The sequence below is a fragment of the Arthrobacter sp. Soil_C_49 genome (assembly GCF_057656635.1).
On record NZ_JBDGJZ010000017.1, the window covers coordinates 14,145 to 39,031 of the forward strand.

Annotated in this window: 25 protein-coding genes; 8 read left to right on the forward strand and 17 right to left on the reverse strand. The window is 64.4% G+C overall.

What is annotated here, in order from left to right; translation table 11 throughout:
• The first annotated feature begins 5 nt into the window (after positions 1-5).
• From AC3A4Z_RS20270 to AC3A4Z_RS20295, 6 genes are read left to right on the forward strand one after another with little or no spacing between them, the layout of a single operon-like run.
• Positions 6-1,061: an ABC transporter substrate-binding protein gene (locus AC3A4Z_RS20270; RefSeq protein WP_498713777.1), complete on the forward strand. Its 1,056-nt coding sequence runs from the start codon at positions 6-8 to the stop codon at positions 1,059-1,061.
• Positions 1,058-2,185 (forward strand): LLM class flavin-dependent oxidoreductase, encoded by a 1,128-nt coding sequence (locus AC3A4Z_RS20275; RefSeq protein ID WP_498713779.1) that lies wholly within the window; start codon positions 1,058-1,060, stop codon positions 2,183-2,185. Before AC3A4Z_RS20270 ends, AC3A4Z_RS20275 begins: the two co-directional genes overlap by 4 nt.
• Entirely contained in the window at positions 2,169-3,002 is an 834-nt protein-coding gene (locus AC3A4Z_RS20280) for a DUF1684 domain-containing protein (RefSeq protein WP_498713781.1), read from the forward strand. Before AC3A4Z_RS20275 ends, AC3A4Z_RS20280 begins: the two co-directional genes overlap by 17 nt.
• Positions 2,999-4,099: an LLM class flavin-dependent oxidoreductase gene (locus AC3A4Z_RS20285; RefSeq protein WP_498713784.1), complete on the forward strand. Its 1,101-nt coding sequence runs from the start codon at positions 2,999-3,001 to the stop codon at positions 4,097-4,099. Before AC3A4Z_RS20280 ends, AC3A4Z_RS20285 begins: the two co-directional genes overlap by 4 nt.
• Positions 4,100-4,109: 10 nt before the next feature.
• Complete coding sequence (locus AC3A4Z_RS20290) at positions 4,110-5,468, forward strand: NtaA/DmoA family FMN-dependent monooxygenase (protein WP_498713786.1); 1,359 nt, start codon at positions 4,110-4,112, stop codon at positions 5,466-5,468.
• A complete protein-coding gene (locus AC3A4Z_RS20295) occupies positions 5,465-5,623 on the forward strand; it encodes a hypothetical protein (RefSeq protein WP_498713788.1) in 159 nt (52 codons plus the stop codon). The genes AC3A4Z_RS20290 and AC3A4Z_RS20295 overlap by 4 nt, the downstream gene beginning before the upstream one ends.
• Before the next feature lie 10 nt (positions 5,624-5,633).
• Here AC3A4Z_RS20295 and AC3A4Z_RS20300 read toward each other — a convergent pair whose 3' ends face one another.
• The 7 genes from AC3A4Z_RS20300 to AC3A4Z_RS20330 all read right to left on the reverse strand — a co-directional run bounded on the left by AC3A4Z_RS20300 (position 5,634) and on the right by AC3A4Z_RS20330 (position 12,398).
• Complete coding sequence (locus AC3A4Z_RS20300) at positions 5,634-5,969, reverse strand: putative quinol monooxygenase (protein WP_498713790.1); 336 nt, start codon at positions 5,967-5,969, stop codon at positions 5,634-5,636.
• A gap of 71 nt (positions 5,970-6,040) precedes the next feature.
• On the reverse strand, positions 6,041-7,213 hold the full coding sequence (locus AC3A4Z_RS20305) for a levoglucosan dehydrogenase (RefSeq protein WP_498713792.1): 1,173 nt from the start codon (positions 7,211-7,213) through the stop codon (positions 6,041-6,043).
• Positions 7,214-7,284: 71 nt separating this feature from the next.
• A complete protein-coding gene (locus tag AC3A4Z_RS20310) occupies positions 7,285-8,100 on the reverse strand; it encodes a sugar phosphate isomerase/epimerase family protein (RefSeq protein WP_498713793.1) in 816 nt (271 codons plus the stop codon).
• Positions 8,101-8,163: 63 nt separating this feature from the next.
• Positions 8,164-9,150, reverse strand: coding sequence for an ABC transporter permease (locus AC3A4Z_RS20315; protein ID WP_498713795.1), 987 nt, complete (start codon positions 9,148-9,150; stop codon positions 8,164-8,166).
• A gap of 3 nt (positions 9,151-9,153) precedes the next feature.
• Positions 9,154-10,659: a sugar ABC transporter ATP-binding protein gene (locus AC3A4Z_RS20320; RefSeq protein WP_498713797.1), complete on the reverse strand. Its 1,506-nt coding sequence runs from the start codon at positions 10,657-10,659 to the stop codon at positions 9,154-9,156.
• A 54-nt stretch (positions 10,660-10,713) separates the two neighbouring features.
• Positions 10,714-11,850: a substrate-binding domain-containing protein gene (locus AC3A4Z_RS20325; protein ID WP_498713799.1), complete on the reverse strand. Its 1,137-nt coding sequence runs from the start codon at positions 11,848-11,850 to the stop codon at positions 10,714-10,716.
• A gap of 65 nt (positions 11,851-11,915) precedes the next feature.
• Positions 11,916-12,398 carry a hypothetical protein gene (locus AC3A4Z_RS20330; protein ID WP_498713800.1) on the reverse strand — a complete coding sequence of 161 codons (483 nt, stop codon included), beginning with the start codon at positions 12,396-12,398 and terminating at the stop codon, positions 11,916-11,918.
• A gap of 211 nt (positions 12,399-12,609) precedes the next feature.
• Between AC3A4Z_RS20330 and AC3A4Z_RS20335 the strand changes: the two genes are divergently transcribed.
• Entirely contained in the window at positions 12,610-13,689 is a 1,080-nt protein-coding gene (locus tag AC3A4Z_RS20335; protein WP_498713801.1) for a LacI family DNA-binding transcriptional regulator, read from the forward strand.
• Positions 13,690-13,846: 157 nt separating this feature from the next.
• On the opposite strand, the gene AC3A4Z_RS20340 is transcribed toward AC3A4Z_RS20335, so the two are convergent.
• The 4 genes from AC3A4Z_RS20340 to AC3A4Z_RS20355 all read right to left on the reverse strand — a co-directional run bounded on the left by AC3A4Z_RS20340 (position 13,847) and on the right by AC3A4Z_RS20355 (position 19,361).
• Positions 13,847-14,437 (reverse strand): hypothetical protein, encoded by a 591-nt coding sequence (locus tag AC3A4Z_RS20340; RefSeq protein ID WP_498713804.1) that lies wholly within the window; start codon positions 14,435-14,437, stop codon positions 13,847-13,849.
• A gap of 15 nt (positions 14,438-14,452) precedes the next feature.
• Positions 14,453-15,601, reverse strand: a complete 1,149-nt coding sequence (locus tag AC3A4Z_RS20345; RefSeq protein WP_498713806.1) for a zinc-dependent alcohol dehydrogenase — start codon at positions 15,599-15,601, stop codon at positions 14,453-14,455.
• 60 nt (positions 15,602-15,661) lie between these two features.
• Complete coding sequence (locus tag AC3A4Z_RS20350; RefSeq protein WP_498713808.1) at positions 15,662-16,810, reverse strand: glutathione-independent formaldehyde dehydrogenase; 1,149 nt, start codon at positions 16,808-16,810, stop codon at positions 15,662-15,664.
• 334 nt (positions 16,811-17,144) lie between these two features.
• The gene (locus AC3A4Z_RS20355; protein WP_498713810.1) at positions 17,145-19,361 is read right to left on the reverse strand and encodes a catalase; all 2,217 of its coding nucleotides are present in this window, start codon (positions 19,359-19,361) and stop codon (positions 17,145-17,147) included.
• 266 nt (positions 19,362-19,627) lie between these two features.
• Here AC3A4Z_RS20355 and AC3A4Z_RS20360 point away from each other — a divergent pair, with 266 nt between their 5' ends.
• Positions 19,628-20,215, forward strand: a complete 588-nt coding sequence (locus AC3A4Z_RS20360) for a GntR family transcriptional regulator (RefSeq protein ID WP_498713812.1) — start codon at positions 19,628-19,630, stop codon at positions 20,213-20,215.
• Between the two features lie 124 nt (positions 20,216-20,339).
• On the opposite strand, the gene AC3A4Z_RS20365 is transcribed toward AC3A4Z_RS20360, so the two are convergent.
• From AC3A4Z_RS20365 to AC3A4Z_RS20390, 6 genes are read right to left on the reverse strand one after another with little or no spacing between them, the layout of a single operon-like run.
• Positions 20,340-20,864: a flavin reductase family protein gene (locus tag AC3A4Z_RS20365; protein WP_498713813.1), complete on the reverse strand. Its 525-nt coding sequence runs from the start codon at positions 20,862-20,864 to the stop codon at positions 20,340-20,342.
• Position 20,865: 1 nt separating this feature from the next.
• Positions 20,866-21,222, reverse strand: a complete 357-nt coding sequence (locus tag AC3A4Z_RS20370; RefSeq protein WP_498713814.1) for a cupin domain-containing protein — start codon at positions 21,220-21,222, stop codon at positions 20,866-20,868.
• A 2-nt stretch (positions 21,223-21,224) separates the two neighbouring features.
• On the reverse strand, positions 21,225-22,691 hold the full coding sequence (locus AC3A4Z_RS20375) for a 4-hydroxyphenylacetate 3-hydroxylase family protein (RefSeq protein WP_498713815.1): 1,467 nt from the start codon (positions 22,689-22,691) through the stop codon (positions 21,225-21,227).
• A complete protein-coding gene (locus AC3A4Z_RS20380) occupies positions 22,688-23,371 on the reverse strand; it encodes a DUF2848 family protein (protein WP_498713817.1) in 684 nt (227 codons plus the stop codon). The genes AC3A4Z_RS20375 and AC3A4Z_RS20380 overlap by 4 nt, the downstream gene beginning before the upstream one ends.
• A 17-nt stretch (positions 23,372-23,388) precedes the next feature.
• Positions 23,389-24,183, reverse strand: coding sequence for a carbon-nitrogen family hydrolase (locus tag AC3A4Z_RS20385; RefSeq protein WP_498713819.1), 795 nt, complete (start codon positions 24,181-24,183; stop codon positions 23,389-23,391).
• 39 nt (positions 24,184-24,222) lie between these two features.
• Entirely contained in the window at positions 24,223-24,882 is a 660-nt protein-coding gene (locus AC3A4Z_RS20390) for a GntR family transcriptional regulator (RefSeq protein ID WP_498713821.1), read from the reverse strand.
• Between the last annotated feature and the right edge of the window lie 5 nt (positions 24,883-24,887).

The window sequence follows — 24,887 nt, forward strand, 5'->3', positions numbered from 1 at the left end:
CTCCCATGGCATTTCCCACCGGCACTTCCCGCCACGCCCGCCGCACGCGCTCCCTGGCGGCGCTGCCCGCCGTCGTCCTGCTCGCCGCGGCCGGCCTGTCCGCCTGCGCTGATCCCGGCGCAACAGCTGCCGGCACCTCCACCGGAGGGGCCCAAACGACCGCGGCACGCAACGGCGTCGTGTACAACACCTCCCCGGACCAGCAGCGCCTCCGCGCGGAGAAGGACGCGGCGCTCGCCGCCAAGGTTCCCGAACTGATCGGCAAGGACGGCAAACTGACTATTGCCACCACGGCGGGCTCCATCCCGCTGTCCTTCCACGCCACCGATGACAAGACGCCGATCGGCTCCGAGCTGGACATCGCCCAGCTGGTGGCGGACAAGCTGGGCCTGGAGCTGGACGTCCAGGTGACGTCCTGGGAGAACTGGCCGCTGAAGACCCAGTCGGGCGACTTCGAGGCGGTGTTTTCCAACGTGGGCGTGAACAAGGACCGGGTGAAGCTGTTCGACTTCGCCAGCTACCGGGCGGCGTTTATGGGCTTTGAGGCCAAGAAGTCGGCCAGCTACGACATCAAGGGCGCCGATGACATCTCCGGGCTGAAGGTGTCCGTGGGGTCCGGGACCAACCAGGAGAAGATCCTGCTGGCGTGGAACAAGGAGCTGGAAAGCAAGGGCAAGGCTCCGGCCACCCTGCAGTACTACTCCTCCGACGCCGACACCATCCTGGCGCTGTCCTCAGGCCGCACCGACCTGAACATCGCGCCCTACCCGTCCACCGTGTACCGGGAAAACACCCGCGACGACCTTAAAGTGGTGGGCAAGGTCAACGCGGGCTGGCCGTCCGAAACCCTGGTGGCCGCCACCACCCTGCGCGGCAACGGCCTGGCACCCGTCATCACCGAAGCCCTCAACTCCGCGATCGACGACGGGTCCTACGCCAAGGTGCTGGAACGCTGGGGCCTGTCCGAGGAGGCGCTGCCGGAGTCCAAGACCATCACCGAGGAAAGCTTCGCGGCGGCCCAGGCCACGGCCAGTGCCGCTCCGTCCGGAAAGGCATCATGAAGTTCCAGGTCCTGGACATCATCCCGCACCTGAAAAATCCGGTGACGGGAGAGATTGTCTCCACCGCTGAGCGGCTCAACCAGGTGGTGGAGACCGCGCGCCGGGCCGAGGAGCTGGGGTTCGACAGCTTCTCGGTGGGGGAGCGGCACGCCGGGGAGTTCATTTCCTCCTCGCCCGCCACGGTGCTGGCTGCCATCGCCGCGGTCACGGACCGGATCCGGCTGCAAAGCGGTGTGACGGTGCTGTCCGTCCTCGACCCCGTGCGGGTGGCCGAGGACTACGCCACCATCGACCAGCTGAGCCGCGGCCGGCTGGAACTGGTGGTCGGCAAGGGCAACGAGGTGCTGCAGTACCCGCTGTTCGGACTGGACCTGGCGGACCAGTGGGACCTGCTGGCAGAAAAGTACGAACTGCTCCGCCGGCTCTGGCGCGAGGAAGGCCTCACCTGGTCCGGCCGCTTCCGGTCCCCGCTGACAGAAGCGACCACCACTCCCCGCCCCTTCAACGGCCCGCCGCGGATTTGGCACGGCTCTGCTACAACCCTGACCTCCGCTGCGCTCGCCGCAAAGTGGGGCGACCCGCTCTTCACGGCGAACGCCATCCAGCCGCGGGAAAACTATCACGTGCTGATCCAGCATTACCGGGCAGAATATGAGCGGCACGGCCATGATCCGCGCCGCCAGTACCTTGGCTCGGGCAGCGGGGCAGGCGGCGTGTTCATCGCCGACACCACGCAGGAGGCCATCCGGCAGTTCGGCCCGGTCTACGAAGCCCTGACCGCGAACCGCAACGTGCCCGGCAACAATTCGCCCTTCCGGGACATCGAACACGCCGTGGCCGAAGGGCCCGCGCTGGTGGGCAGCCCGGAGCAGGTCATCGACAAGATTCTGGGCTACCACTCCCTGTACGGCCATGACCTGCAGTCCATCTCGCTGCCCACCACCCTGCCGTTCGAACAGCAGCTGGACATTCTGGAGCGGTTCGCCCTGGCGGTCATCCCGGCGGTGCGGGCAGCAGCGCCCACCACGCTATGGGAAGCCGAAGATCCGTACGGCAACCGCCCCGAATCAGCCCACGTAACCGACAACTCGACCACCGGGAGCCACCTTGCCTACGCATACTGAAACCGCCCTCGAATCCTTCGACGCCGACTGGCAGGAATGGCATGCTGCCCACGAACGCCAGCGCGCCCACCCGCACGGCTTCCTGGCGGTGACCCACCTGCACTGGCTGGGCAGCGAGGCCGCCCGGCTGGAAGGTGTCCCCGGCACCTGGAGTGTGGATGCCGACGTCGTCCGCGTTGTCCTGGAAGCGGGCGAGAGCCTGCAGCGGGACGGCAAGGAGCTGAACACTGCTGCCGGGGCAGCGCTCGAATTTGGCCCCATTGAGGAGCGCGGCGGGATCAACCTGGCCTCCGGCGATACGGTCATTGAAGTGGCCAAGCGCGGCGGCGAGTACATTGTGCGGCCGCGGAACCCGGAGCATGGGCTGCTGCGGGACTACCAGGGCACGCCGGCCTACTCGCCGGATGCTGCCTACGCTGTCCGGGGAACCTACGTGCCATTCGAAGCGCCGCGCTCAACCACGGTGGGTGCCGCCGTCGAAGGCATCCAGCATGTCTACGAGGCGCCGGGTGAAATCAGATTCAAGCTGGCCGGCCAGGAGCTGGCGCTGACGGCGTTCAATGGCCACGCGCCGGGCTCGCTGTCGGTGCTGTTTACGGACCAGACATCCGGCAAAACCACCTATGCGGCCAACCGCTCATTGTCTGTGGTGCCTGCCGCGGACGGGTCCGTGGTGCTCGACTTCAACCGGGCCGTCAACCTGCCCTGCGCCTACACGGACCTTGCCACCTGCCCGCTGCCGCCGGCGGAAAACCGCCTGCCGGTGGCCATCGAAGCCGGCGAAAAGATTCCCTACGAACGTCAGGACCAGCAGTGAGCACAACAGAAACACCAGCAGCGTCAACGGCGCGGGCCGGCTTCCTCGCCATCGAACTCGACTGTGCAGGGTGGGACGGCGGGGACTTCAGGAGTCTCAGCGAAGCGGTCCTTGCCGCTGAATCCGCCGGCTTCCACGTAGCCACGTTCACCGACGCGCCGGTTCACGGCCGCACCAATGCCCTGCAGCGGGCGGCCTTCGCCGGACCCGTGACCCGCACCATCGCACTGGTCCCCGAAGTGGACACCGTCTACACCGAGCCGTTCCACGTCTCCACCCAGCTCGCAAGCCTCGACTACGTCTCGGGCGGCCGCGCCGGGTGGATCGCCACCGCAGCGGAATCACCCGAGGCTGCCGCCGCCGTCGGACGTTCCTCTGTGATTGGCGCCGGCTTGGCGCAGGAAGCCGCCGCGTCCGTTGAGGTCTCCCGCCGGCTGTGGGATTCCTGGGAGGACGACGCCGTGATCCGCGACGTCGCCACGGGCCGGTACATCGACGTGGACAAGCTGCACTACGTCGACTTTGAAACTCCGGCTGACTTCGCCGGCCCGGCCTACTCGGTCAAGGGCCCGTCCATCATCCCGCGGCCGCTGCAGGGACAGCTGCCGGTGATTGCGGCCGCCTCGCTGGTGGGCCCGGGGCAAATTCCGGCAGATGCCGTTGACGCCGTGCTTGTCACCGCGCCGACGCCTGAACTGCTTGCCGCCGAGGTGCGCGACGTCCGTGCTCGGGTTGGGGAATCCGTAGCGGTGATCGCCGAGCTCGACGTTGTCCTGGACTCCCGCGGGCAGGCTGCGGCCGAGCGGGGGGCCGGTTCGAATCAGGCCGGCTTCGACGGCGGACGCGCCCGGTATGCCGGTGGCGCCGCGGGCCTCGCGGACCTCCTTGAAGAGCTGCTGAAGGAGGCCGACGGCGTCCGTCTCCATCCGGCGTCGCTCGCCCTGGAGCTGGACGAACTTTCCCGGCTGGTCCTGCCGGAGCTTCGGCGCCGGGGCGCGCTCCGGCCGCCGGTGCAGGACGGCACTTTCCGCGATGTGCTGGGCCTTGCCCGTCCGGCCAGCCGCTACGCATCCACGGCCGTCAGCGCCGGAAAGTAAGGGGAAGACCATGACACACGACGTTTTCACGCCGTCGGGCAAGATCCAGTTCGGCGTCTTTTTCCAGGGCGTCAACTCCGGCACCATCTGGAAGGCCGCCGAATCGGGTTCGCAGACCGACTTTGAATCATTCCGCCGTATTGCACAGACGGCTGAGCGCGGGCTGTTCGCCGCCTTCTTCCTGGGCGAGGGGCTCCGGCTGCGCGAGCACCTGGGCCGCCCGCATGCTCTGGATGTGGCGGGCCGGCCGGACGCACAGACCATGCTGGCCGCGCTCGCGTCGGTGACCAAAAACATCGGGCTGGTGGCCACGCAGAACACCACGTACAACGATCCCGCGGACCTGGCGCACCGGCTCGCCTCCCTTGACCTGATTTCCGGCGGCCGCGCGGCGTGGAACATCGTGACCACGGACAACGCCTGGACCGGCGCGAACTTCCGGCGCGGGGGATACCTGGACCATGCGGACCGCTACAAGCACGCCGAGGCGTTCGTGGAAACGGCCAAGCGGATCTGGGACTCCTGGGCAACCGCGGAGGGGCCCGCCCGACGGGTGCTCCACGAAGGACAGCACTACACAGTGGATGTCACGCCGCGCCTGCCCCGCAGCGCCCAGTACCGGCCCGTGCTCTTCCAGGCCGGCGACTCCCCGGAGGGCCGCAACTTTGCCGCCCGGCAGGCGGACGTCATCTTCTCTGCCCACCCGAAGTTCGACGATGCCGTGGAGTTCCGCAAGGACCTTGTGGAGCGCTCGCTGGCTGCCGGGCGCGGGGCCAACGCCGTGCAGATTATGCCAGCCAGTGAATTCATCCTCGCGCCGACCGCTGAGGAGGCTTTGGAGAAGAAGGAGTGGGTGCGGAGCCTGCAGATCGGGCCGCAGCAGGCCCTGGCGTATCTGGAGCAGTTCTGGGGCCGGGAGCTGTCCGAATACGATCCGGACGGGCCGCTGCCGGAGATTGACCCGGTGGTCGAGGAGACCTCCGAGACCCGCGGCAGTGGGTTCCACGGCGCGAAGGCCCGTCAACTGGCGGACCAGTGGCGGGCCGAGGCCAAGGACAAGGGCCTCTCCATCCGCCAGTTCGTCACCTCCCGGACAGCCCGCGTGGACGCCACCTTCACGGGTTCCTACACAGCAGTGGCGGACCAGCTGGCCGAGTATGCCCGCGTGGGAGCGGTGGACGGGTTCAACATCTCGCCGTGGCTGATTCCGACCGGCCTGGACGACATCGTGAACCACCTGGTGCCGGAACTGCAGGAACGCGGCGTGTATCCCACGGAGTACGCGGGCAGCACGCTGCGCGAGAACCTTGGACTGGAAACGCCGGTACGTTCTGCCGACGAGACGGCTGAGGCTGTCCGCGCGTTATGAGCACGGACCGCCTCGTCGGGTGCCTGCGGCGCTGGTTCCGGGTGCGTGGCTGCCCCGTTGGGAAGTCCGACGGCGGCACTCGGGTGAGTGCCGCCGTCGAACCTTCGCTCGGGGCCGTCAGGCTGCAGCTGACGGTGGGGGAGCAGTGGCTGTAGGGGTATGGGCTTAGCTGCTGGACCCGTCAAGCGGCGTGAGCGGAGTAACGGAGAACGGTACCGCCAATAGCGGCTCTACTGCCGCCACAAATTCCTTCACGTGGTCCTCTTCGTTGTGTGCTACGAGGTCCTCGTTGCTTGCCCAGCCTTCGAAAAGGACGAAGGTACCTGGTTGCTGCCCGTCGGAGAAGACTGTGTACTCCAGGCATCCCGGGTCTTGCCTGCTGAGCGTTTGCAGAGAGTGCAGGGCATCTTGAAGTTCGGTTTCACGCCCTGCTTTGGCAATGAAGACCGGCATCAGCCAAGCTTCTGCAGTTTCCTGGCGGATGGGGAGGGGACGAGGCATCTTGTGTTCCTTACGGGATGGTCCCGGAATCCGGCGGGACGGTTCTGCAACCGTCCCGCCAGCCGGGTAAATCAATCGGCGATTTGCGGGACTTCCACCCACGATTCCTTTGCAGCTGACTCGACGATGGCGTCGTCGATGAGGGCCACCTGGTAGCCGTCAGCAAAGCTGGGGCTGACAGTTCCGCCTTCGGCAATGGCTTTGAAGAAGTCGTAGGCTTCGATGATCTTCGTTTCGCCATAGCCGATCCCCAGCGCCGGAATGGGCCAGAGCCCTTCGCCATAGGGATGGGCCGGGCCGGTATATACGGTCCGGAATCCCCGGCGGTCGGCCTGGTCTGAAGCAAAGCAGACCTGCAGCTCATCGCGCCGTTCGTAGTTGAAGACGATGCTGCCTTCGGTGCCGTGGATTTCGAAGGTGATGTAGTTGTTCCGGCCGTGCGCGTTGCGTGTCGCCTCCACGGAGCCAACCGCTCCGTTGGCGAAGCGGATCATCGTCATGACTTCATCGTCGACATCGACCTGGCCCTTGGGGCCCTCGCCCCCGCGTACGGTGCCAAGTGCGTCGGCCCCGCCGGCCTGCAGCGGGCGTTCCGGGATCCAGGTGGAGAGAACGGCGTTGACGGCGCTGAACTCACCAACGAGGTAGCGGGCCATGTCGATGACGTGGGTGGCGATATCGCCGAGGGCGCCGGAACCTGCGATGGACTTCTGGAAACGCCAGGACAGGGGGGAGTTGGGGTCGGCGCTCCAGTCCTGCAGGTAGGTGCCGCGGAAATTGAGGATTTGGCCGATGGCGCCTTCCTCGATGTACTTTTTGGCCAGTGCTACTGCCGGGGTCCGCCGGTAGTTGAAGGCAACCATGTGGACGATGTTCTTGTCCTTGACTGCGTCGTACATGGCCTTTGATTCCTCGCCCGTGCGGGCCAGTGGCTTTTCGCAGATGATGTGCTTGCCTGCTTCGGCCGCGGCGATGGCGATTTCGGCGTGGAGGTGGTTGGGCGTGGCGATGTCCACCACATGGATGTCCGGGTCTTCGATGATGCTGCGCCAGTCTGAGGTGGAGTTTTCGAAGCCGAACCGGCGGGCCGCTTCCGCAGCGAGTTCCGGGTTGGCCTCCGCGATGACCTTGCGGACCGGGAGGGCCGGTGCCGGCCAAAAGAACATGGGCATAGCGGCGTAAGCGAGGGAGTGGGCTTTGCCCATGAAGCCGCCTCCGATGAGGCCGACGTTGAGGTTCTGCATGTGAACCAGGTTCCTTTCGGGAATGGGAGGGGATGGCCGGTTGCGGCCTACCGTGAGGTCAAAATGATTGGTTAGAGGAGCTTCTCGAGGTACTTCTTGCTGATAGCGGCTGCTTCCCGGGGATCGCCGTTGTAGCCGTCGAGTTCGACCATCAGCCAGCTGTCATATCCGCTTTCCCGAATGGCGGCGATGATGTCCGGGAAGTCGAGTTCGCCCTCGCCCAGGGGGAGGAAGTTGAACGGTTCCTGCTGGAAGTCTTTGAGGTGGACATGCCGGATCCTGTCCGGATACTTCCGGATGACAGCGGCCGGGTCTGCCCCGCCGGCAGCAAGGTGGGCGGTGTCGGGGCAGAAGCCGATCCGTGTGAGCGGCATGAGCTTGTCCAACTCGTCAGGGCTCTCCACGATGGTGCTCAAATGCGGGTGGTAGCTTGCGGACAGCCCGAAGCTCTCTGCAATGTCCGTGACACTGTCCAGCGCTTCACCGAGGCGGCGGTAGTCCTCCTCGTTGGTTCCGGCAGCACGCCGTGCTCCACCTCCAACCACAAGCCGCTCGGCTCCGAAAGTGGCAGCCAATTCGGCCGCCCGGTGGATTCGGTGCATTTCGTCCGGGAGGATGTCGGCGTAGATGAAGTTGGCGCCGGTGTACACGCTGGTCAGGGAGACCCCGGAGCTGCTAAGGAGTTCGTGGAGCTCCTGGGGCTTGTCCGCGAATTCGGCGAGGTTGCCGTCGAACATTTCCACGCCTTCGTAGCCGACAGCTGCGATGTCGCGGACGGCGTCGTGCATGGATCCGTTTGTCAGGTAGAAGAGGTCCTTGACGCTCGTGACGCCTTGGGCGTGGCCGATGACGCCGCCCCAGGTGATGGAACAGTAACCAAGTTTCATTGCTTTTGCCTTTCGACTGCAGGGGTGAACTGCACGTTGCATGCCGGCATTACCGGCGAGGTTCTACTTCTTCCGGGCGAGCGCGACGGCGAGGATGATGATGGCGCCGCGGACCACCTGCTGCTGGCTGCTGTCGAGTCCGGCCAGGATCAGTCCGTTGTTGATCAGGCCGATCAGCAGGGCCCCGAAAAGGGTTCCGACGATTGAGCCGAAGCCGCCAAAGAGGCTGGTTCCACCGAGGATCACCGCGGCGATGGCGGAGAGTTCATCGCCCGCTCCCCACTGGAATCGGCCCGACTGGAGGCGGCCGGCGTACAGCATGCCGGCGACGCTTGCGGCCACGCCCGAGACGAGGAGCACCTGGAACTTAATGCGCTTGGTGTTGATGCCGGTGAACTCCGCGGCGTTTCGGTTGCCGCCCGTGGCCAGGACCTGCCGGCCGAAGCGGGTGCGGTTCAGGACGACGGCGCCGATGGCAACGAAGATGGCGCTCCAGACCACGAGACCTGGAACAGGACCGAAGTTTCCGGAGCCGAAGAGCATGTTGAAGGTGTCGTTCAGAATTGGCTGCGGCGCAGAAGCGGTGATCCACTGGGCCACGCCGACAGCTATGCCCAGCGTGCCGAGCGTCACCAGGAAGGAGGGGATGCCGAGGAGGCTGACCAGTGCGCCGTTGACCGAGCCGACCACGAGCCCGACCGCGAGGCCGGCAAGGATGCCAGGAATGAGTCCCCACTGGGAAAGGGCCATGGCGGTGCAGACACTGGAGAGGCCCGCTACGGACCCGACGCTCAGGTCGATCTCCGCACAAGCGATGACGTAGGTCATTCCTACTGCGATGACGGTGATCGTGGCCGTCTGCCGGAAAATGTTCAGCAGGTTGTTCGGCGACAGGAAGCCCTGCTCGCGCAGCAGAACGGCGAAGAAGAGGAACACGACGACGAAGCCGATATAGATGACGTAGCGCCGCCAGTCGAGTTCCTTCAGGATGGTGCCGAAATTACGGGTTGCCGCGGTGTCCCGGGGCGCGATGGTGTTTGCCTTGCTCACTGTTCAGACTCCCTGGACTGCAAGTTGGAGATATTCCTCGTCAGCGATCTCGCTGCGGGGGATGTCGCGGATGATGGAGCCGTCCTTGAGGACGAGGACGCGGTCACTGACCGCGAGTAGTTCGGGGTACTCGGAGGAGATGACTATGACGGCTTTGCCGGCATTGGCCAGCTCGCGGATCATGTCCAAGATTTCGCTTTTGGTGCCGATGTCAACGCCGGCGGTTGGCTCGTCCAGAATCAGGATGTCCGGATCGGTGCCCAGCCACTTGGCAATGACCACCTTCTGCTGATTGCCGCCCGAGAGCAGCCGCACCGGCCGGTGGGGGTGGGCTACCTTTACGGCGAACCTCTTGATCAGTGACGAGGACAACTCTTTGCCCCTGGCGCCATCCAGGAGGGGGCCCCGCTGAATCTGTCCAAGCAGCGGCAGCAGCAGGTTGTCCTGGACGGAGTGCTCAAGGACCAGGCCCTGGGCCCTGCGGTCTTCCGGAATGAGGGCGACGCCTGCATTGATGGCCTGCTGTGGAGAGGCGAGGGTTACTTTTTTGCCGCGGAGCAGGACCTCACCGCTGTCCACTTTGTCTATGCCGAAGAGCGCGCGGGCAAGTTCGGTGCGTCCGCTGCCCATGAGTCCTGCCAGGCCAATGATTTCCCCCGGACGGAGTGTGAAGGAAACGTCCCGGACCCGGTGGCCCGCGTTCAGCCCGCGCACTTCCAGGAGGGGTGCCACGTCCTGCGCCACGTGACGGGCACGATAGGAAAGCTGGCCCTCGATCTTTTTGCCAACGATGCCTTCCACGATCTGCTCGGGCGTGACGTCAGTGAGCGGTTCCGTGAGGAGGCGGCGGCCGTCGCGAAGGATGGTGATGCGGTCTGCGAGCCTGTACACCTCGTCCATCCGGTGGGAGATGTAAATGATCGAGATGCCCCGCTGCTTGAGGCGGTCAATCAGCTCGAAGAGGGCTTCGGACTCATGCCGGGCCAGGCTGGCGGTGGGCTCATCCATGATCAGCACCGTGGCGTTCTGTGCCAGGGCCTTGGCGATCTCGGTCAGCTGCCAGTATGCGGTGCCGAGCCGGGCGACCTCCGCCCGGGGGTCGACGTCGACCTCCATCTCGGCGAAAACTTCCTTGGCCCGCCGTACCGCGGCACGGTCGTCGATGAGCCCGCCCTGGCCCAGCGGTTCGGCGCCCAGGAAGATGTTCTGTGCAACGGTGAGGCTCGGCACGAGGCTGAATTCCTGAAAGACCATGCCGATCCCGGCGGCCTTCGCGTCCTGGATCGAGTTGATGGCGGCGGGTTTGCCCGCGATGAGGATCTCGCCGGCGTCTGCCTGGTAGACGCCCTGGAGGATCTTCATGAGCGTGGACTTTCCGGCACCGTTACCGCCTGCCAGTGCGTGGACCTCGCCGCGGCGGACGTCGAAGCTGACATCCTTCAGCACGGAAACGCCATTGAAGCCCTTGGAAATCGAGCGCATCTCGACGACATTGTCTGCGGTGTTCATTGTTGCCCTTTCGGCGCGGTGCGGGGGTGGAAACCCCCGCACCGTCGGGTCTGGCTACTGCTTGTAGGACTCTTGGATGTCCTTCGGGGCGTCCTCGTGGTAGACCTGCTTCCAGGCCTCCAGGACGTTGGCGTGGTCAACCGGGAGGGCGCTCAACGCCACGTATGCGGGCGCTTCCTTACCGATCAGGGCGCCTGCGCCCAGCCGTGCTTCAGTGACACCCTGGTCGAACGGAACCTGCGCTCCGAGGCCGACGATGAGCTCGTCCTTGGCCAGGGCGATGGCAACGTTCTTGCCGAGGTCCTCTGTCGCGATCTTCAGATCCTGCCGGCCGGCGGCGCGGGCTGCAGCCATAACGCCTTCTGCCGGGACGTCCCACACGGCCCAGATGCCGGCCAGGTCGGGGTACTTGCTGATCATGGCGTTGGCAGCAGCCTGGGCGTCTCCAGCGAAGTCCGGGCCGGCGATGCCTTTCTCCTCCACGATTTGGATCTCCGGGTATTCCTTCGTAATCGTGTCCTTGAATCCTTCGTGGCGCTGCTTGGTCACAAAAAAGTCAGCCTGGTGGAAGACAAGGCCGATCTTTCCCTTGCCTCCCAGTGCCTTGGCCAACTGGTGGGCGGAGACCACGCCGTTTCCGTAGTTGTCGGCGGAGACAACGGAGACGTAGTCCTGGCCGGCGGTCAAGCCCTGGGGAACGTTGTCCATGAAAACGAGCTTCGTGCCGGCGGCAGAGGCCTTCTTGTAGGCGGAGGCGGTGGCAACGGGATCCGTGGGGATGGACACGATAATGTCCGGGTCCTGGGTCATCACTGTTTCAAGGTCGGACACCTGCTTGTCCGGCTTGAAGTTCGCATCGGTGGTGGCGATCACCTTGATGCCGAGCTTTTCGAATTCGCTCTTCAGCCCATTGACCTGGGCCGTGGCCCAGTCGTTGCCGCCGTAGTGCATCACGATTGCTGCTGTGGCGTTGAGTCCCTTGACCTTTTCGATCTCTTCAGGCGTCAGATCTGCAACGGACGCCGGCGAGGGTTTTTCGCCGCTGGGGCCCTTACTCAGGACCTGGCCGGTGATCTTGTCCAGGGCCTGTTGGGCCTTTTCGGAGACGCCGGCATCAGGAGCGTTTGACGAGGCCGTTGTCGAACTGCTGCAGGAGGCGACCGAAAGTGACAGGACTGCTGCCAAGGCCATGAGGGGAAGCCTGCGGATCATCATTGTTCTCCAGTGCTTTGAGGTGGGTGGATGGTTGGGGTGGATCAGGCGAGGGCGATGGCCAGCGCCGGGGGAACAGGTGACAGGACGAGGCCGCCTGCGGCAGAGGCGGAGCGGATAGCGCCGGCCTTGTCCGAAGCCCGCAGGAGCGCCTGTGCATGCTCCTTATTGACGAAGAAGCCCAGGGAACAAGGTCCAAAGTGGGTCTGAACCCAGTCCACAGCCTCGTCTGCCGCTTTGGTCATGTGACCGCCGCCGTCGGCGGCCGGGGCGTCCAACGTGGAAACGGATGCGCTTCCGCCCCACTTGTCAACGGTGATGACCATGCTGGCCCAAAGGAAGCTGTCATCGAAGATGCAGACAACGGCCGAGGAGCCGGCGGCGATGAAGGTTCGGACAGCTGCGGCGAGATCATCCACTGCATCGTCCGTGAGGAGCGATGCCAGATTTGCCCACTGCCCCCGGTGAACACTTCGAAGCCTGAAGAGGGAATCGAGCGCAAGTGCGTCTGCAGCAGTGCCAGGCATTTTTCGCTCCTTCCTCGTTGAACGTGCTTCCGTAAACGCTAACGGGATGCCGTAAACGTTTACGGAAGTGATCGTAAACGTTTACGGTGGAAGGTGTCAACCATCACAGCGGCAGGACGGGAAGGCCCCGGACGGATTCCATCAACGTAGGATTAGGACGCACGAAGTCTGCCGCCGGCGTCGGTGCGGGCAGTGCGGGACAGGAGAGAGCATGGCAGACGCTGCAAGCCCGGGCGCCGCGAAGGGACGGCTTCCGGAGGCGCCGTTGCGCCGGAAACCCACCATTAACGATGTGGCGCACGTCGCCGGGGTCTCTTTTGGGACTGTCTCACGGGTTCTCAACAATGCACCGGATGTCAGTGCCGCAACCCGCCAGCGGGTTTTGCAGGTCATCCAGGATATCGGATACCGCCGGAACAGGGCGGCAACGGCGCTGGTCACCAGCCGGTCGACGTCCATCGGGATACTTTCCGACGGCTCGCCGCGGTTCGGTCCCGTGGGAACACTGATGGCGCTGGAGAACGTGGCGCGGAAAAAGGGCTATGCCACTACGGTCATCAGTGTCGACCAGCCCTATGGAGAGTCTGTTCAGACTGCCCTGGACACCCTCGATGACATCGGCGTCGGGGGAATCATCGTCATCGCACCCGTGGTCGATATGGCGGCAGCGGTCTGGAATGCCTCCTGCCGCGTCCCGGTGGAGATGATTGCCGCAGGTGCATCATCGACGCCGAACGTCTTCACCTACTCGGAAAACCAGGAGCTCGGAGCACGGCTGGCCACCCAGCACCTTATTGACCTGGGCCACACGGACATCGCCCACATTGCGGGCTCGATGGACTGGTTCGACGGGCGGGTCCGTAAACGCGGCTGGGAGGCTGCGCTTCGTGACGCCGGGCTTTCACCGGGCCTCTGCCTTGAGGGCGACTGGAGCCCCCGCTGGGCCTACGAAACCGGCCTCCAACTGGTCCGCGAGGACAGGATTCCCCAAGCGATCTTTGCCGCCAGTGACCACACCGCCCTCGGGCTTATCCGCGCGTTCGCGGAAAATGGCGTGAATGTCCCGGGCGATGTGAGCATTGTCGGTTTTGACGATATCGAAGGTTCAGACTATTTCCTGCCGCCCCTGACCACGGTGCGCCAGGACTTCACCGCACTGGCGCTGATGAGCATGGAGGTGCTTATCGGGGCGATGGAGGGGCGGGAGGTAGACCGTACTCCGATCGCCCCGACACTTGTGGTGCGCGACAGCTCCACCCGCGCCGCGGCCCGTAAGTCCGAGGGGTCCTGATAAAGGAACCCTTGCGCGCATGTCCACCACTGCGCTTCCTGGGCACATGACGTGAAGGTGTCACCAGCACATGCTTTGCTGGTGACACCTTCGTCCGTCCCTTGGCGTGAACAGCTGTCAGTCCGCGCGACGTTTTTGCAAGGTCAAGGGGACGGCGTCATTTCCGCCCCACCGCCGCCCGCCTGAGCGCCCGCACTGCGACGACACCGCCCAGGCCGGCCAGCACCCAGGGCCCGCCCACCACCAAGGGATCCATCCACTGGTGGTTGGTGTCGGCACGTTTTTGTCCGTAGCGGGATTGGATGGGGTGGTGGGAGAACTCGCTGAGCACTCCGGTTTCGGTGATGGGGTTGTCCGGGTGCAGGGTCGCCAGGGACTTCACGTGGTGTTCGGTGGCGTCCACGCGGTCAGCGGCGATGAGCAGCAGCCAGTGCGCGGCCCGGCCCTCGCTGTATTTGTAGGCGTATTTCCGGATGGCGCCGGAGACCCCGGCGGGAGGGGTGGAGGTCCCGAAGACCGGGGTCAGGAAGGCGTGTTCGACGGAGCGTTCCCGGGGCCATTTTTCGGGTTGGCGTTCGGGGAAGTCCCAACGCGCGCCTGTCTCGATTCCGGGTTGTTCGCGGGGGTAGGAGGGGCGGTCGGCGGGGTCGAGGTCTGCGCCCCATCCAGGGATTTGGGCCCGGAGGTCTTCGGCGGACCTGGGTGGGATGCGTTTGTTGGCAATGTATGGTGTGGCTGGCTCGGTCATGGTGCGGGTCTCCTTTCAGGACTGGCCGGCGACGACGAGCGGCTTAATGATGTTGTCCAGTTTCGCGGAGAACATGTGGTAACCCTCGGCGATGTGTTCCAGCGGGATGCGGTGGGTGACGATGTCGCTGGGTTTGAGGTAGCCGTTGCGGATGTGCTCGAACAGGCGCGGCCATTGGCGTTTGACCGGGCACTGGTTCATCCGCAGGGTCAGGCCCTTGTTCATCGCGTCGCCGAATTTCACGGCGCTGAAGATGGGCCCGTACGCGCCCACCACGGACACCGTCCCGCCTTTGCGGACCGAATCGATGGCCCAGTTCAGGGCGATGGGGGATCCGCCCTGGAGCTTCAGCTTGGAGGCGGTGACGTGCTGGAGGAAGTTGCCGTCCGCTTCGGCCCCCACGGCGTCAATGACGACGTCGGCGCCCAGGTAGTCGGTTTCCTTTTTCAGGTGCACCACGATGTCGTTGTACTCGGCGAAGTTGTACGTTTCGGCGTGCGCGAAGGTCCGGGCCTTTTCCAGCCGGTATTCCAGGTGGTCAATGACGATCACCCGCCCGGCGCCCATCAGCCAGGAGGACTTGGCCGCGAACAGGCCCACCGGGCCTGCACCGAACACCACCACGGTGTCGCCCTCAACTATGTCCCCGAGTTGGGCGCCGAAGTAGCCGGTGGGACAGGCGTCGGTGAGCAGGACCGCGTCCTCTTCGTCCATCCAGTCAGGAATCTTCGAAGGCCCCACGTCGGCGAAGGGTACCCGCACGAATTCTGCCTGCCCGCCGTCGTACCCGCCGCAAGTGTGGGAGTAGCCGTAAATGCCGCCCACCGCCGTCGCGTTCGGGTTCACGTTGTGGCAGTTGGAGTACAGGCCGCGGGAGCAGAAGTAGCAGGAGCCGCAGTACACGTTGAACGGCACCATCACCCGGTCCCCGACCGCCACGTTCTGCACGGAGCCGCCCACCTCATGCACGGTGCCCACAAACTCGTGCCCGAACGTCATCCCCACCCGGGTGTCCGGCATCATGCCGTGATACAGGTGCAGGTCCGAGCCGCAAATGGCGCCCTTGCTGACCCGCACAATCGCGTCATTCGGATGCTCGATCTTCGGAATGTCTTTTTCTTCGACCCGTACTTTGTACGGTCCGCGGTAAACCATTGCCCGCATCAGTACCGCCTACTGTGGATTGCTCGTCTTGACATCGAACGTTCTCCTGTCGGTGGTTTCTTAAGCGCTGGCGGGGTGGAGGACGACTTTGGTCCAGCCGTCTTCACGGCTGTCGAAGTTCTTGTAGCCCTCGGGGGCCTGATCCAGCGTGAGCTCGTGGCTGACGATGAAGGAGGGACTGGCCTTTCCGCCGGCGATGAGGTCGCGCAGGGCCCGGTTGTACTTTTTGACCGGGCACTGCCCGGAGCCCATTGTCTGCCCTTTGAACCAGTAGTTTCCGTAGTCGAAGGCCACCTGGCCCTGCTTGGCGAGTTCGTCCGGGCCGCCGGGGTCCTGGGGCAGGAACACTCCCACGACGCCGATGCCGCCGACGAACCGGACGGAGTCCACGAGCCGGTTCAGGGTCAGGTTGGGCTGTTCGTTTCCGGCCGGGTCGTGCGCCTGGTAGCCCACGCATTCGCAGCCGCGGTCTGCCCCGAATCCCATGGTCTGGTCCTTGACGAATTCAACAGGGTCCACTTCCGAATCATTCACGGGGATGGCGCCGATCTGCTCAGCCAGCTTCAAGCGGTCGGGATGGCGGTCCACCACCATGACTTTTCCGGCGCCTTTGATGATCGCTGAGTAGGCGGCCATGAGCCCGACAGGTCCTGCGCCGTAGATGACCACGGAGTCGCCCGGGTACACGCCCGCCATCTCGGTGGCATGCCAGCCGGTGGGGAAAATGTCGGCGACCATGACGTAGTCGAGTTCTTTTTCCACGGAGTCCTCGCCCAGGCGCAGGCAGTTGAAGTCCCCGTACGGTACCCGCAGGTATTCGGCCTGTCCGCCCTGGTAGGGCCCCATATCGGCGAAGCCGTAGGCTGCGCCGGCGAGCTTGGGTTCGGGCTGCATGGTTAGGCAGTAGTTGGTGAAGCCCCGTTCGCAGTTTTTGCAGAATCCGCAGGCGATGTTGAACGGCAGCACGACACGGTCGCCTACCTTCACTTTGCTCACCGCCGGGCCGGTCTCGACCACTTCGCCAAGGTTCTCGTGCCCGAATGTACGTCCGGTTTCGAAGCTGGTGCGGCCCTCGTACATGTGCAGGTCGGAGCCGCAAATGTTCGCCGAGGTGATGCGCACCAGCACGTCGGCGGGATGCTCGATCTTTGCATCCGGCACGTCCTCGACGCTGACGTCGTTCGGTCCTTTGTAAACTACTGCCTTCATTTTTCCGCTCTTTTCTTTCTTGCCCGTTCCCTTCGTGGCCAAGTAGTCGTAGATTCCGGGCGTGCAGGAGCAGAAAGATGCAGTGCCAGTTTCCGGAACGGCGGCGCAGGCGTCACCCAAATACGCGAATTGAGCCAGCGGGGAGTTGGGGAATGAGGATTGCGGCCCGGAAAAATGTGTGAAGGCCTTGCTTGATGGCGGACCTGCCGCCCACCCCACCGGCCGCCGCTGACCACCCTTCACAAAGCTGATACGGCTGGTGAAGGGTGTGCGTCGGCTGAGCCGATGGGGAGGACTTCACCCCGGATGCCCGGGGCGCCTATGCGGCAACTGCCTAGGCCGATGTTGCCGGGAACCGTTCCCACACCCGGTGGGCGGCCAGCAGGGCGGCCAGTTCCTTTATCAGGGGTTCAACCTCCTTGCTGGAAACAATGCCCGGAGCATCCTGCGGGATGCCTGCCGCAGTCAAAGCCGCTGAGCTGCTGTCCAGGGAGGCAATGGCCTTTGCGTGCCGGAACGCCTCCGTCAGCAGCAGCACGGCACGCGGATCCAGAGCACCGCCGGGCGCGCCAGCCTTAGCGTCAAGCCCAGGTGCGGCGTCGGGAGCCGGAGCGGCAGCCGCGGCAACGATGACCGCATCAAACTCTGTTGAGCGCGCGGTGAGATACGTCCGCTGCACGGGGACCCCGCCGTCGTTCTCCGATCCCAGGAAGCCGGCTGCCGGAGCGATAACCAGCGGGACTATGCCCTCGGCGTCCAAAGCCTGCCGTGCGGCGTGCACGGCAGCAAGGTCGCTGCCCTCATCGGCCAGGATCCCGACGATCCGCCCGGCAACAGGCCAGGTCTTGCCCACCTGGGACAGGGCAGGGCTGGGCTCGGACTCAGGCACTTGTTCCGTTGCAGCGGGGACGGGCAGGCCAAGGCCCTTGGCTACGGCGGCGCACAGTCCGGCGTCCACGTTGGCCAGAGCCTCCAGTTGCCGTTCCCGGATGGACTTTTCGTAGCACTTGCCCAGCTCGAACGTGTAGGCCTGAATCACGTGGTCCTGTTCCACGGGGCTCAGGCTGCGGAAGAAGAGGCCCACCTGGCTGTAGTGGTCGTCAAAGGACGCCGGGTTTCTGCGCTCCTTGATGGAGGCCGCCAGTTCCTCCGGCACGTCAATAAACGACCCGACATCCTGACCGGCGAGGAACGGGCAGCCGCCGTCGAGCGAGTTGGGCCGGTAAGGAGCGACTCCGCCGTGGACTGCCTGCTGGTGCATCCCGTCCCGCAACATGTCATTCACGGGGGCCTGCGGGCGGTTGATGGGGATCTGGCCGAAGTTGGGGCCACCCAGGCGCGAGATCTGGGTGTCCAGGTACGAAAAGAGGCGTACCTGCAGCAGTGGATCATTGGTGACGTCGATGCCGGGGACCAGGTGGCCGGGGTGGAACGCCACCTGCTCGGTTTCGGCGAAGAAATTAGTGGGGTTGGCGTTAAGGATCATGACGCCGATGGGCTGCACCGGAGCGAGTTCCTCCGGTACGAACTTGGTGGGGTCCAGCAGGTCGATGCCTTCGAACATCTGGTCTTCGGTGTCCGGGAAGGTCTGGACCCCGAGTTCCCACTCCGGGTAGGCGCCCGCTTCGATGGCGTCGGCGAGGTCCCGGCGGTGGAAGTCCGGATCCATCCCGTTGATGATCTGCGCTTCTTCCCACACCAGCGAGTGAACGCCCTGCTTTGGTTTCCAGTGGAACTTCACCAGGGTGGTGCGGCCTTCCGCGTTGACGAAGCGGAAGGTGTGGACGCCGAAGCCTTCCATGGTCCGGTAGGAACGCGGGATTCCCCGGTCGGACATGTTCCACATGGTGTGCGCCTGGGCCTCGGTGTGGAGGGACACGAAGTCCCAGAACGTGTCGTGGGCACTCTGCGCCTGCGGAATCTCCCGGTCCGGATGGGGCTTGGCGGCGTGCACGATGTCCGGGAACTTGATGCCATCCTGCACGAAGAACACAGGGATATTGTTGCCCACCAGGTCATAGGTGCCTTCGTCGGTGTAGAACTTGGTGGAGAATCCGCGGGTATCACGGACAGTATCGGCAGAGCCGTGGGACCCCAGTACGGTGGAAAACCGGACGAAGACGGGAGTCTCTACGTCTTTGGCCAGGAACCCTGCACGGGTGATGTTGGCTGCAGTGCCGTAGGAGCGGAACACGCCGTGGGCTCCGGCGCCGCGCGCGTGGACCACGCGCTCCGGAATGCGCTCGTGGTCAAAGTGGGTGATCTTTTCCCGCAGGTGGTGATCCTGCAGCAGGATGGGCCCGCGCGAACCGGCCTTCAGGGAGTGGTCGGTATCGCGAAGGCGATGCCCCTGGGCAGTGGTCAGGTACTGGCCGGACTGTGCGCGTGACGTGGCCGGCGCCCCTGTTGGGCTTCCGGTGGGGGAGACCGCCTCAGGTCCCCGCTGGTCCGGCTTGGGCGGCAGAGGCTCCCGCGGGGTTGTGGGTTCTTCCAGGCCGGCAGGCTCGCTGGCCGGGACGCCGGGGATGTTGATGCTGCTCTTATCTGGCACGAATATTTCTCCTCAGGATGGGCGAGACTGGCAATCCTCGGCCGATGACCGAAATGCTAAGCGTACTTAGTATTGCTTTGCACCCTAGGGAATGTTGTCGGATACCACAAATTTCGCTCGGGATCCGGACTTCGTCCCGGACCTCGGGTCTCCAGAAGGTCATGGACGGGATGAATGCCGCTCGTATACTGGCTAGGCGAGGAAGGCTTTGAATGATCCGAATAACCCCGTCCAACCAGTCAGCGCCAGAGATAGCTTATGAGTGGTTGAAAACTTATATAGCGGAGTTGCCCCGCGATGAGGAATCGTTTCTCAACGAAGCCGTCCTGGCAAAGTCAACGGGAACTTCCCGCACTCCTGTCCGCGAGGCACTGCTCCGACTTGAGGCTGAAGGATTCATCAAGCGCGTCCCCCATAAAGGTGCGTACGTTCCGCCGATATCAGACCCTGAGGTCCGTGCGATTCTCCAAGCGCGTTCGGTGGTGGAGAAGTGGGCCGTCCTGGGGCTGGGCGATGTACTTGAAGGGCAAATCGACGCGCTCCAGCGCCTCATTGACCAGCAAAGGGACGCTCAGGACGAGCCGGCCCGGTTCATTGAACTGGACACCGAATTCCACACCCTGATGGTCCGCGCAGGTGGTAACCCGATCCTTGCCGATTTCTATTCTTCTCTCCGGCAACGCCAGCTCCGGATCGGTGTCCTGGCCGTAACCCAGGGCGCCGGCCGCGCCGAACAAGTCCTCCGTGAGCACCAGATGATCGTGGATGCATTGCGGACACGCAGTGTCGAGTCGGCGCATGAAGCCATCGACGCGCATCTGGACTCGACCCGGTTGGCAATCATCGGTTACTGACCTGTGCCGCACGCCGTTGGCGGTGGTCAGCCCCTGGCCGGGCGGGGCTGAAACGCTCCTGCCGTCCCCGCGCCCGGTAACGGGAACAGGGACGGCATCATGCAACGGACTGGAGGTTCTGGCGCTAGAACGTCCAGGGCATGGCGTCGTGGTTGAAGTCGCGGAACGAGCCAAACTTTCCGGCGTTGAAGGCCAGGCCTTCGCCGTCACGGTCCCGGCAGGAAGTCACTTGGCCAAAGAAAACCTGGTGGTCACCAATGTCGTACTGGTGGACCACCCTGCACTCGGCTTGGGACAACGCGCCGGTGATCACGGACAGACCGCCCTCGGTGGTATCGAACTCGCCGGCTTCGAAGCGCGCTCCGCCGCGCTGGGCGAACTGCCGGGCAACGGCCTCCTGCTTGGCGCCCAGGATGGAAATCGCAAATTTTCCGCTCGCCAGTACGGCATCACCGGTGCGGGTGTTGAAGTTCAGCGAGATCATCAGGATCGGCGGATCCAGGCTGATGGACGTGAGCGAGTTTATGGTCATGCCGTACTGCTCGCCCCCGTGCTCCGTAGTCACAATGGCGACGCCGGTGAGGAACCTTCCCATGGTCCGTCGCATGGCCAGCCCGTCCGGGACGGCGAAGGCTGCCGGGGCGCCCATGTCAGTTCTTTCCGTTCTGGTAGTAGCGCACTTCGAACATCCTTGCGCCGTTCTCCGAGACCCAGGGGCCGTGCTCCATGCCTGGTGGACGGGTTGCCCAGTCTCCGGCACTGAAGGTTTTCCCGAGGCGCTGGTCAACGAAGGAACCTTCGAAGATGAAGACCTCTTCCCAGAAATCGTGGGTCAGGACCCCGTTGGGGGAGGTGTCGGTGCCAGGTTCGAATTTGAGGATCCGGGTAACCGAGTCGTTTGAGTCGTCGCGGGCGAGGATAGCCTCGGAGAGGCCCTCAATGTGCGGGTTGCAGGGGGTGAAATCCACCGAAGAGGTGGGGGTGAATTCGAATTCGGGCTTTGCCATGGCTAGTTGTCCTCCTTGCGGCCGTCCACGCCGTAACCTGCGAGGAACTGATCGAGTTCGGCGACCTGCGCTTCATAGCCGTAGTTGCGGTAGGTGTAGACGCCCTTGACGACGAACGGCGCGCCGGCGTAGAAGAGCTCGTACTGCTGGTGGCGTCCGGCAAATTCGGACCCAATGATGTCCCATGCCAGGCGGAAGAGCTTGATGCGCTCCTCACTCGGCACGCCGGGGGAAGCGATGTAGCGCTCAACGTCGGGGGCGGTGATGGAGCTCTTCATGTCCACCACGCTGGAGGGCAGCTGCAGCACGCCGCCGCCAACCAGGTCCCGTAGGATCGCCATGACGCGCGGGTAGGTTTCGGACTGCAGGCCCATGGCCCCGTAGAGGGCACGCTTGCCGGGGACCAGCATGCCGGAGGAATCGGCCTCGGCGGTGTACTCCGCGGCAAGCAGGGCGGACTCCACAGAGGAAACCAGGGCGGCGAGTTCACCGAGCTTCTCCTGGACGCCTGGGATCTTGTCCGTGCCGTTAACCTGCGTGACCTTGCGTGCCACGGCCGCGATGAACTGCAGCTTGGTGGTGAACCGGGTCTGGGCCTGCCAGTTGCCCAAAGCGTGTGCTCCGGTTTCGAAGAACTGCCGGCGCAGGGTTTCAACGTTGCGGTTGATGAAGACGCGGTCCCAGGGCACGAGGACGTCTTCGAAGATGACCAGGGCGTCGGGTTCGTCGTAATGGCTGGTCAGCGGGTAGTCGAACTCGCTGGTGGCCGCCGGGGCGAACGGGCGCCGGCAGAGGAATTTCAGCCCTTCCGTGGCAGTAGGCAGGGCGAAGCTGATGGCGAAATCGACATCATCGGGGCCCAGGGGCTTGATGCAGGTAACGAAGACTTCATCGGCAATGGCGCCGCCGGTGGCGAGCATCTGCGAGCCGCGGACGACCAGGCCTTCCTCGGTTTCCCTCACGACGCCTACCTGCAGGAAGTCGCCTTCCCAGCCGGACGCCGTCGTGGCGCGGGAGACCTGCGGCGGAATGATCGCATAGGAAACGTAGAGACTCTCGGCGAGAATCCGCTCGTAGTAGCGGCGGATGTTGCCGGAAAAGTCCCGTTCTGAGTCCTCGAAGACCTCCGGGTGCGCGCCGAACGCGGCGAAGAAGGTGCCGACGTGGTCCGGGCTGCGGCCCACCCAGCCGTGGGTGTGCTTGGCCCACCGTTCAACGGCTTGGCGGCGCAGTTTCAGCTCTTCTGCCGTACGGGGGATGCTGAAAACGCGGTTGGCGGTGCCGTTGATTTCGTCGCTGTGGTACTGCATGCCGTTCCCGGGGTCGGCTGCGATGTCGAATAGCTCGGCGATGGTGCCGATCACGTTGCGGAAGGCGGGGTGCTCGGCGACGTTGTCGACCGCCTCCCCGTCGATCAGTACTGTGCGCCCATCGTTGAGCGTCTTGATGTATTCGTCTCCGGTCCTCATGACTGGTGTCCTTTCGTGATGGTGTAAGTGTGGTCGATGGTGGTGCCGTCCGGGAAGGTGATTTCGATCCGCCATTCGCGGCCGTAGATGAAGTCGCCGCCGATGACGGGCAGGGTCCCGCCGAGGCAGACAAAGTCCCGTTCCCCGATGGGATTCCGTTCGAGGAGCAGTTCGACGACATTCGCCGGTGTCCGCAGCCCGTCCAGGGTGCCGTCCTGGTAGAGCCGGCCGTCCACCCAGCTTCGCGCCCGGCAGTCATCGAGCGACAAGGCCTGGATGTCGGAGACGGGGATGACGGTTCCGGCCACCGGTTTAGGGCACGCCCGCTTCGATTCACCGATGTCGCGGGTTTCGATGTGGCGGTCCGTATGATCGGAGGCGATGCCGAAGTAGTAGCGCCCGTTGTGCCGGATATAGAGCGGCTCTATTTCGCCAGAGGTCTTCTCGCCCGCGGCGCTCACCTCCGCTGCGGCGGTGACAGTGCTGCTGTCCACGGCATAGAACATGGGCACTTCAGGCGGCGGTGCGACGCCGATCGCGGCGAGTTCGTCGATGTGGTGCTGGACGGCGGCGGCGTCACGGCCGGTGTAACCGGCGACGATGGCGTCGTAGTCGGTGAGTTCGATTGTCTCGCCGGTGCCGGCGACAGTGAACGTCAGGGTTTCCGTACTGGTCTTCATGAGAGTTGCTTTCTTGCTCAGCGGGTCAGGCCCGAGTAATCGGTAAGCCGGTCGGCGATGACCGGGAATTCGCGGCGGGTCTCCTGTACCAGGTTCGGGTCGATGGTGGCGCGCAGGACCTCCTCGCCGGTTCCGGCCTCCGCCAGAAGACGTCCGGCGGGATCCACGATGCGGCTGGTGCCGCCGAGTTCGACGCCTTCCTGGATGCCGCTGGCGTTACAGGCAAGGACAAAGACCTGGTGCTCCACCGCACGGGCGGAGGTCAGTAGCTTCCAATGCTCACGGCGCGCAGCCGGCCAGGCGGCGGGAACCACGACGATCTCGGCCCCGCGCAGGCTTAGCTCCGACCACAGGCCGGGGAACCGCAGATCGTAGCAGGTGGTGCCGGCCATCTTCCCGAAAGCTGTGTCTGCGACCGGGAGCGAGGTGCCTGGCGTGAGTAGATCGGCCTCCAGGGACTTGTAGCCGAAGACATGCAGCTTCGAGTACTCATGGACAATATGCCCTTCCGGGTTAACCAGGACCGACGTATTGCGCAGCGCACCTCCATCGATACGTTCAACGATGCTGCCGGCGTGAATATAGGCGCCGAGGTCCTTCGCTACGGAAGCGCACATGCTGACCGTCGGCCCGCTGACCGTCTCGGACAGCGCCGGGTACTGGTCGAAATGGAAATAGCCTGCACTCCAAAGCTCCGGCAGGACGATGAGGTCCGCCCCGGCCTGCTCGCGCAGGAGTTTTTCTGCGCGCTCAATGCGCTGGGTCTGGGTCTCAGCGTCCGGACTGGACAGCTGGACGAGTGCGATGTCCATGGTGCTCCTTCATGATGGGGGCGGCGCCCCGATTGGTCGTCAGCCGCGGTTTCCGTAGGCTGGGATGGCTTTGAGGACGGTGAGGGTGGAGTCGAGGTGGCTTCGAACGGCCGCCGCGGCGGCCAAGGGATCCCTGCTGCGGATTGCTTCGACAATGGCCCGGTGTTCGTCCACGACGTGATCGCTGCGGCCTCGGCTGTCCTGGACCGCCGTGACCCCCATGCGTTGTTGCTTGATGCGCTGTGAGTCGTAGACTTCCTCCAGCGACCGGTTGTTGGCGGCGTGCACGATGTGCTTGTGGAAACTGATGTCGCAGTCGATGAACGCCACAGGATCAGCCAGGCTGTCCTGCTGCTGCTGCAGGAGCAGTTCAAGTTCCGCGCCCAACCGGTCAAGCGATGTCACCTTCCGGACTGCCCAGTCTTCGATCACCTGCCGGACTTCCATCATGCTTTCGATGTCCTGCGCGCTTAGGGCTGGAACATAGGCGCCTTTGTGTGGAACCCTGCGAAGGAGCCCGGCGGCTTCAAGGCGCAGGAGCGCGTCACGGACGGGCGTGCGGGAAACTCCCGACGCTTCCGCAATGGCGCTTTCGGTGAGGAAGGCTTCCTGGTCCCATGGCAGTGCTGAGATTTCCCGGCGGAGCCACCGGTAGGCCGTTTCAGGGGCGGTCCGGGCGGGTTTCTGCATAATACTCATGGGTC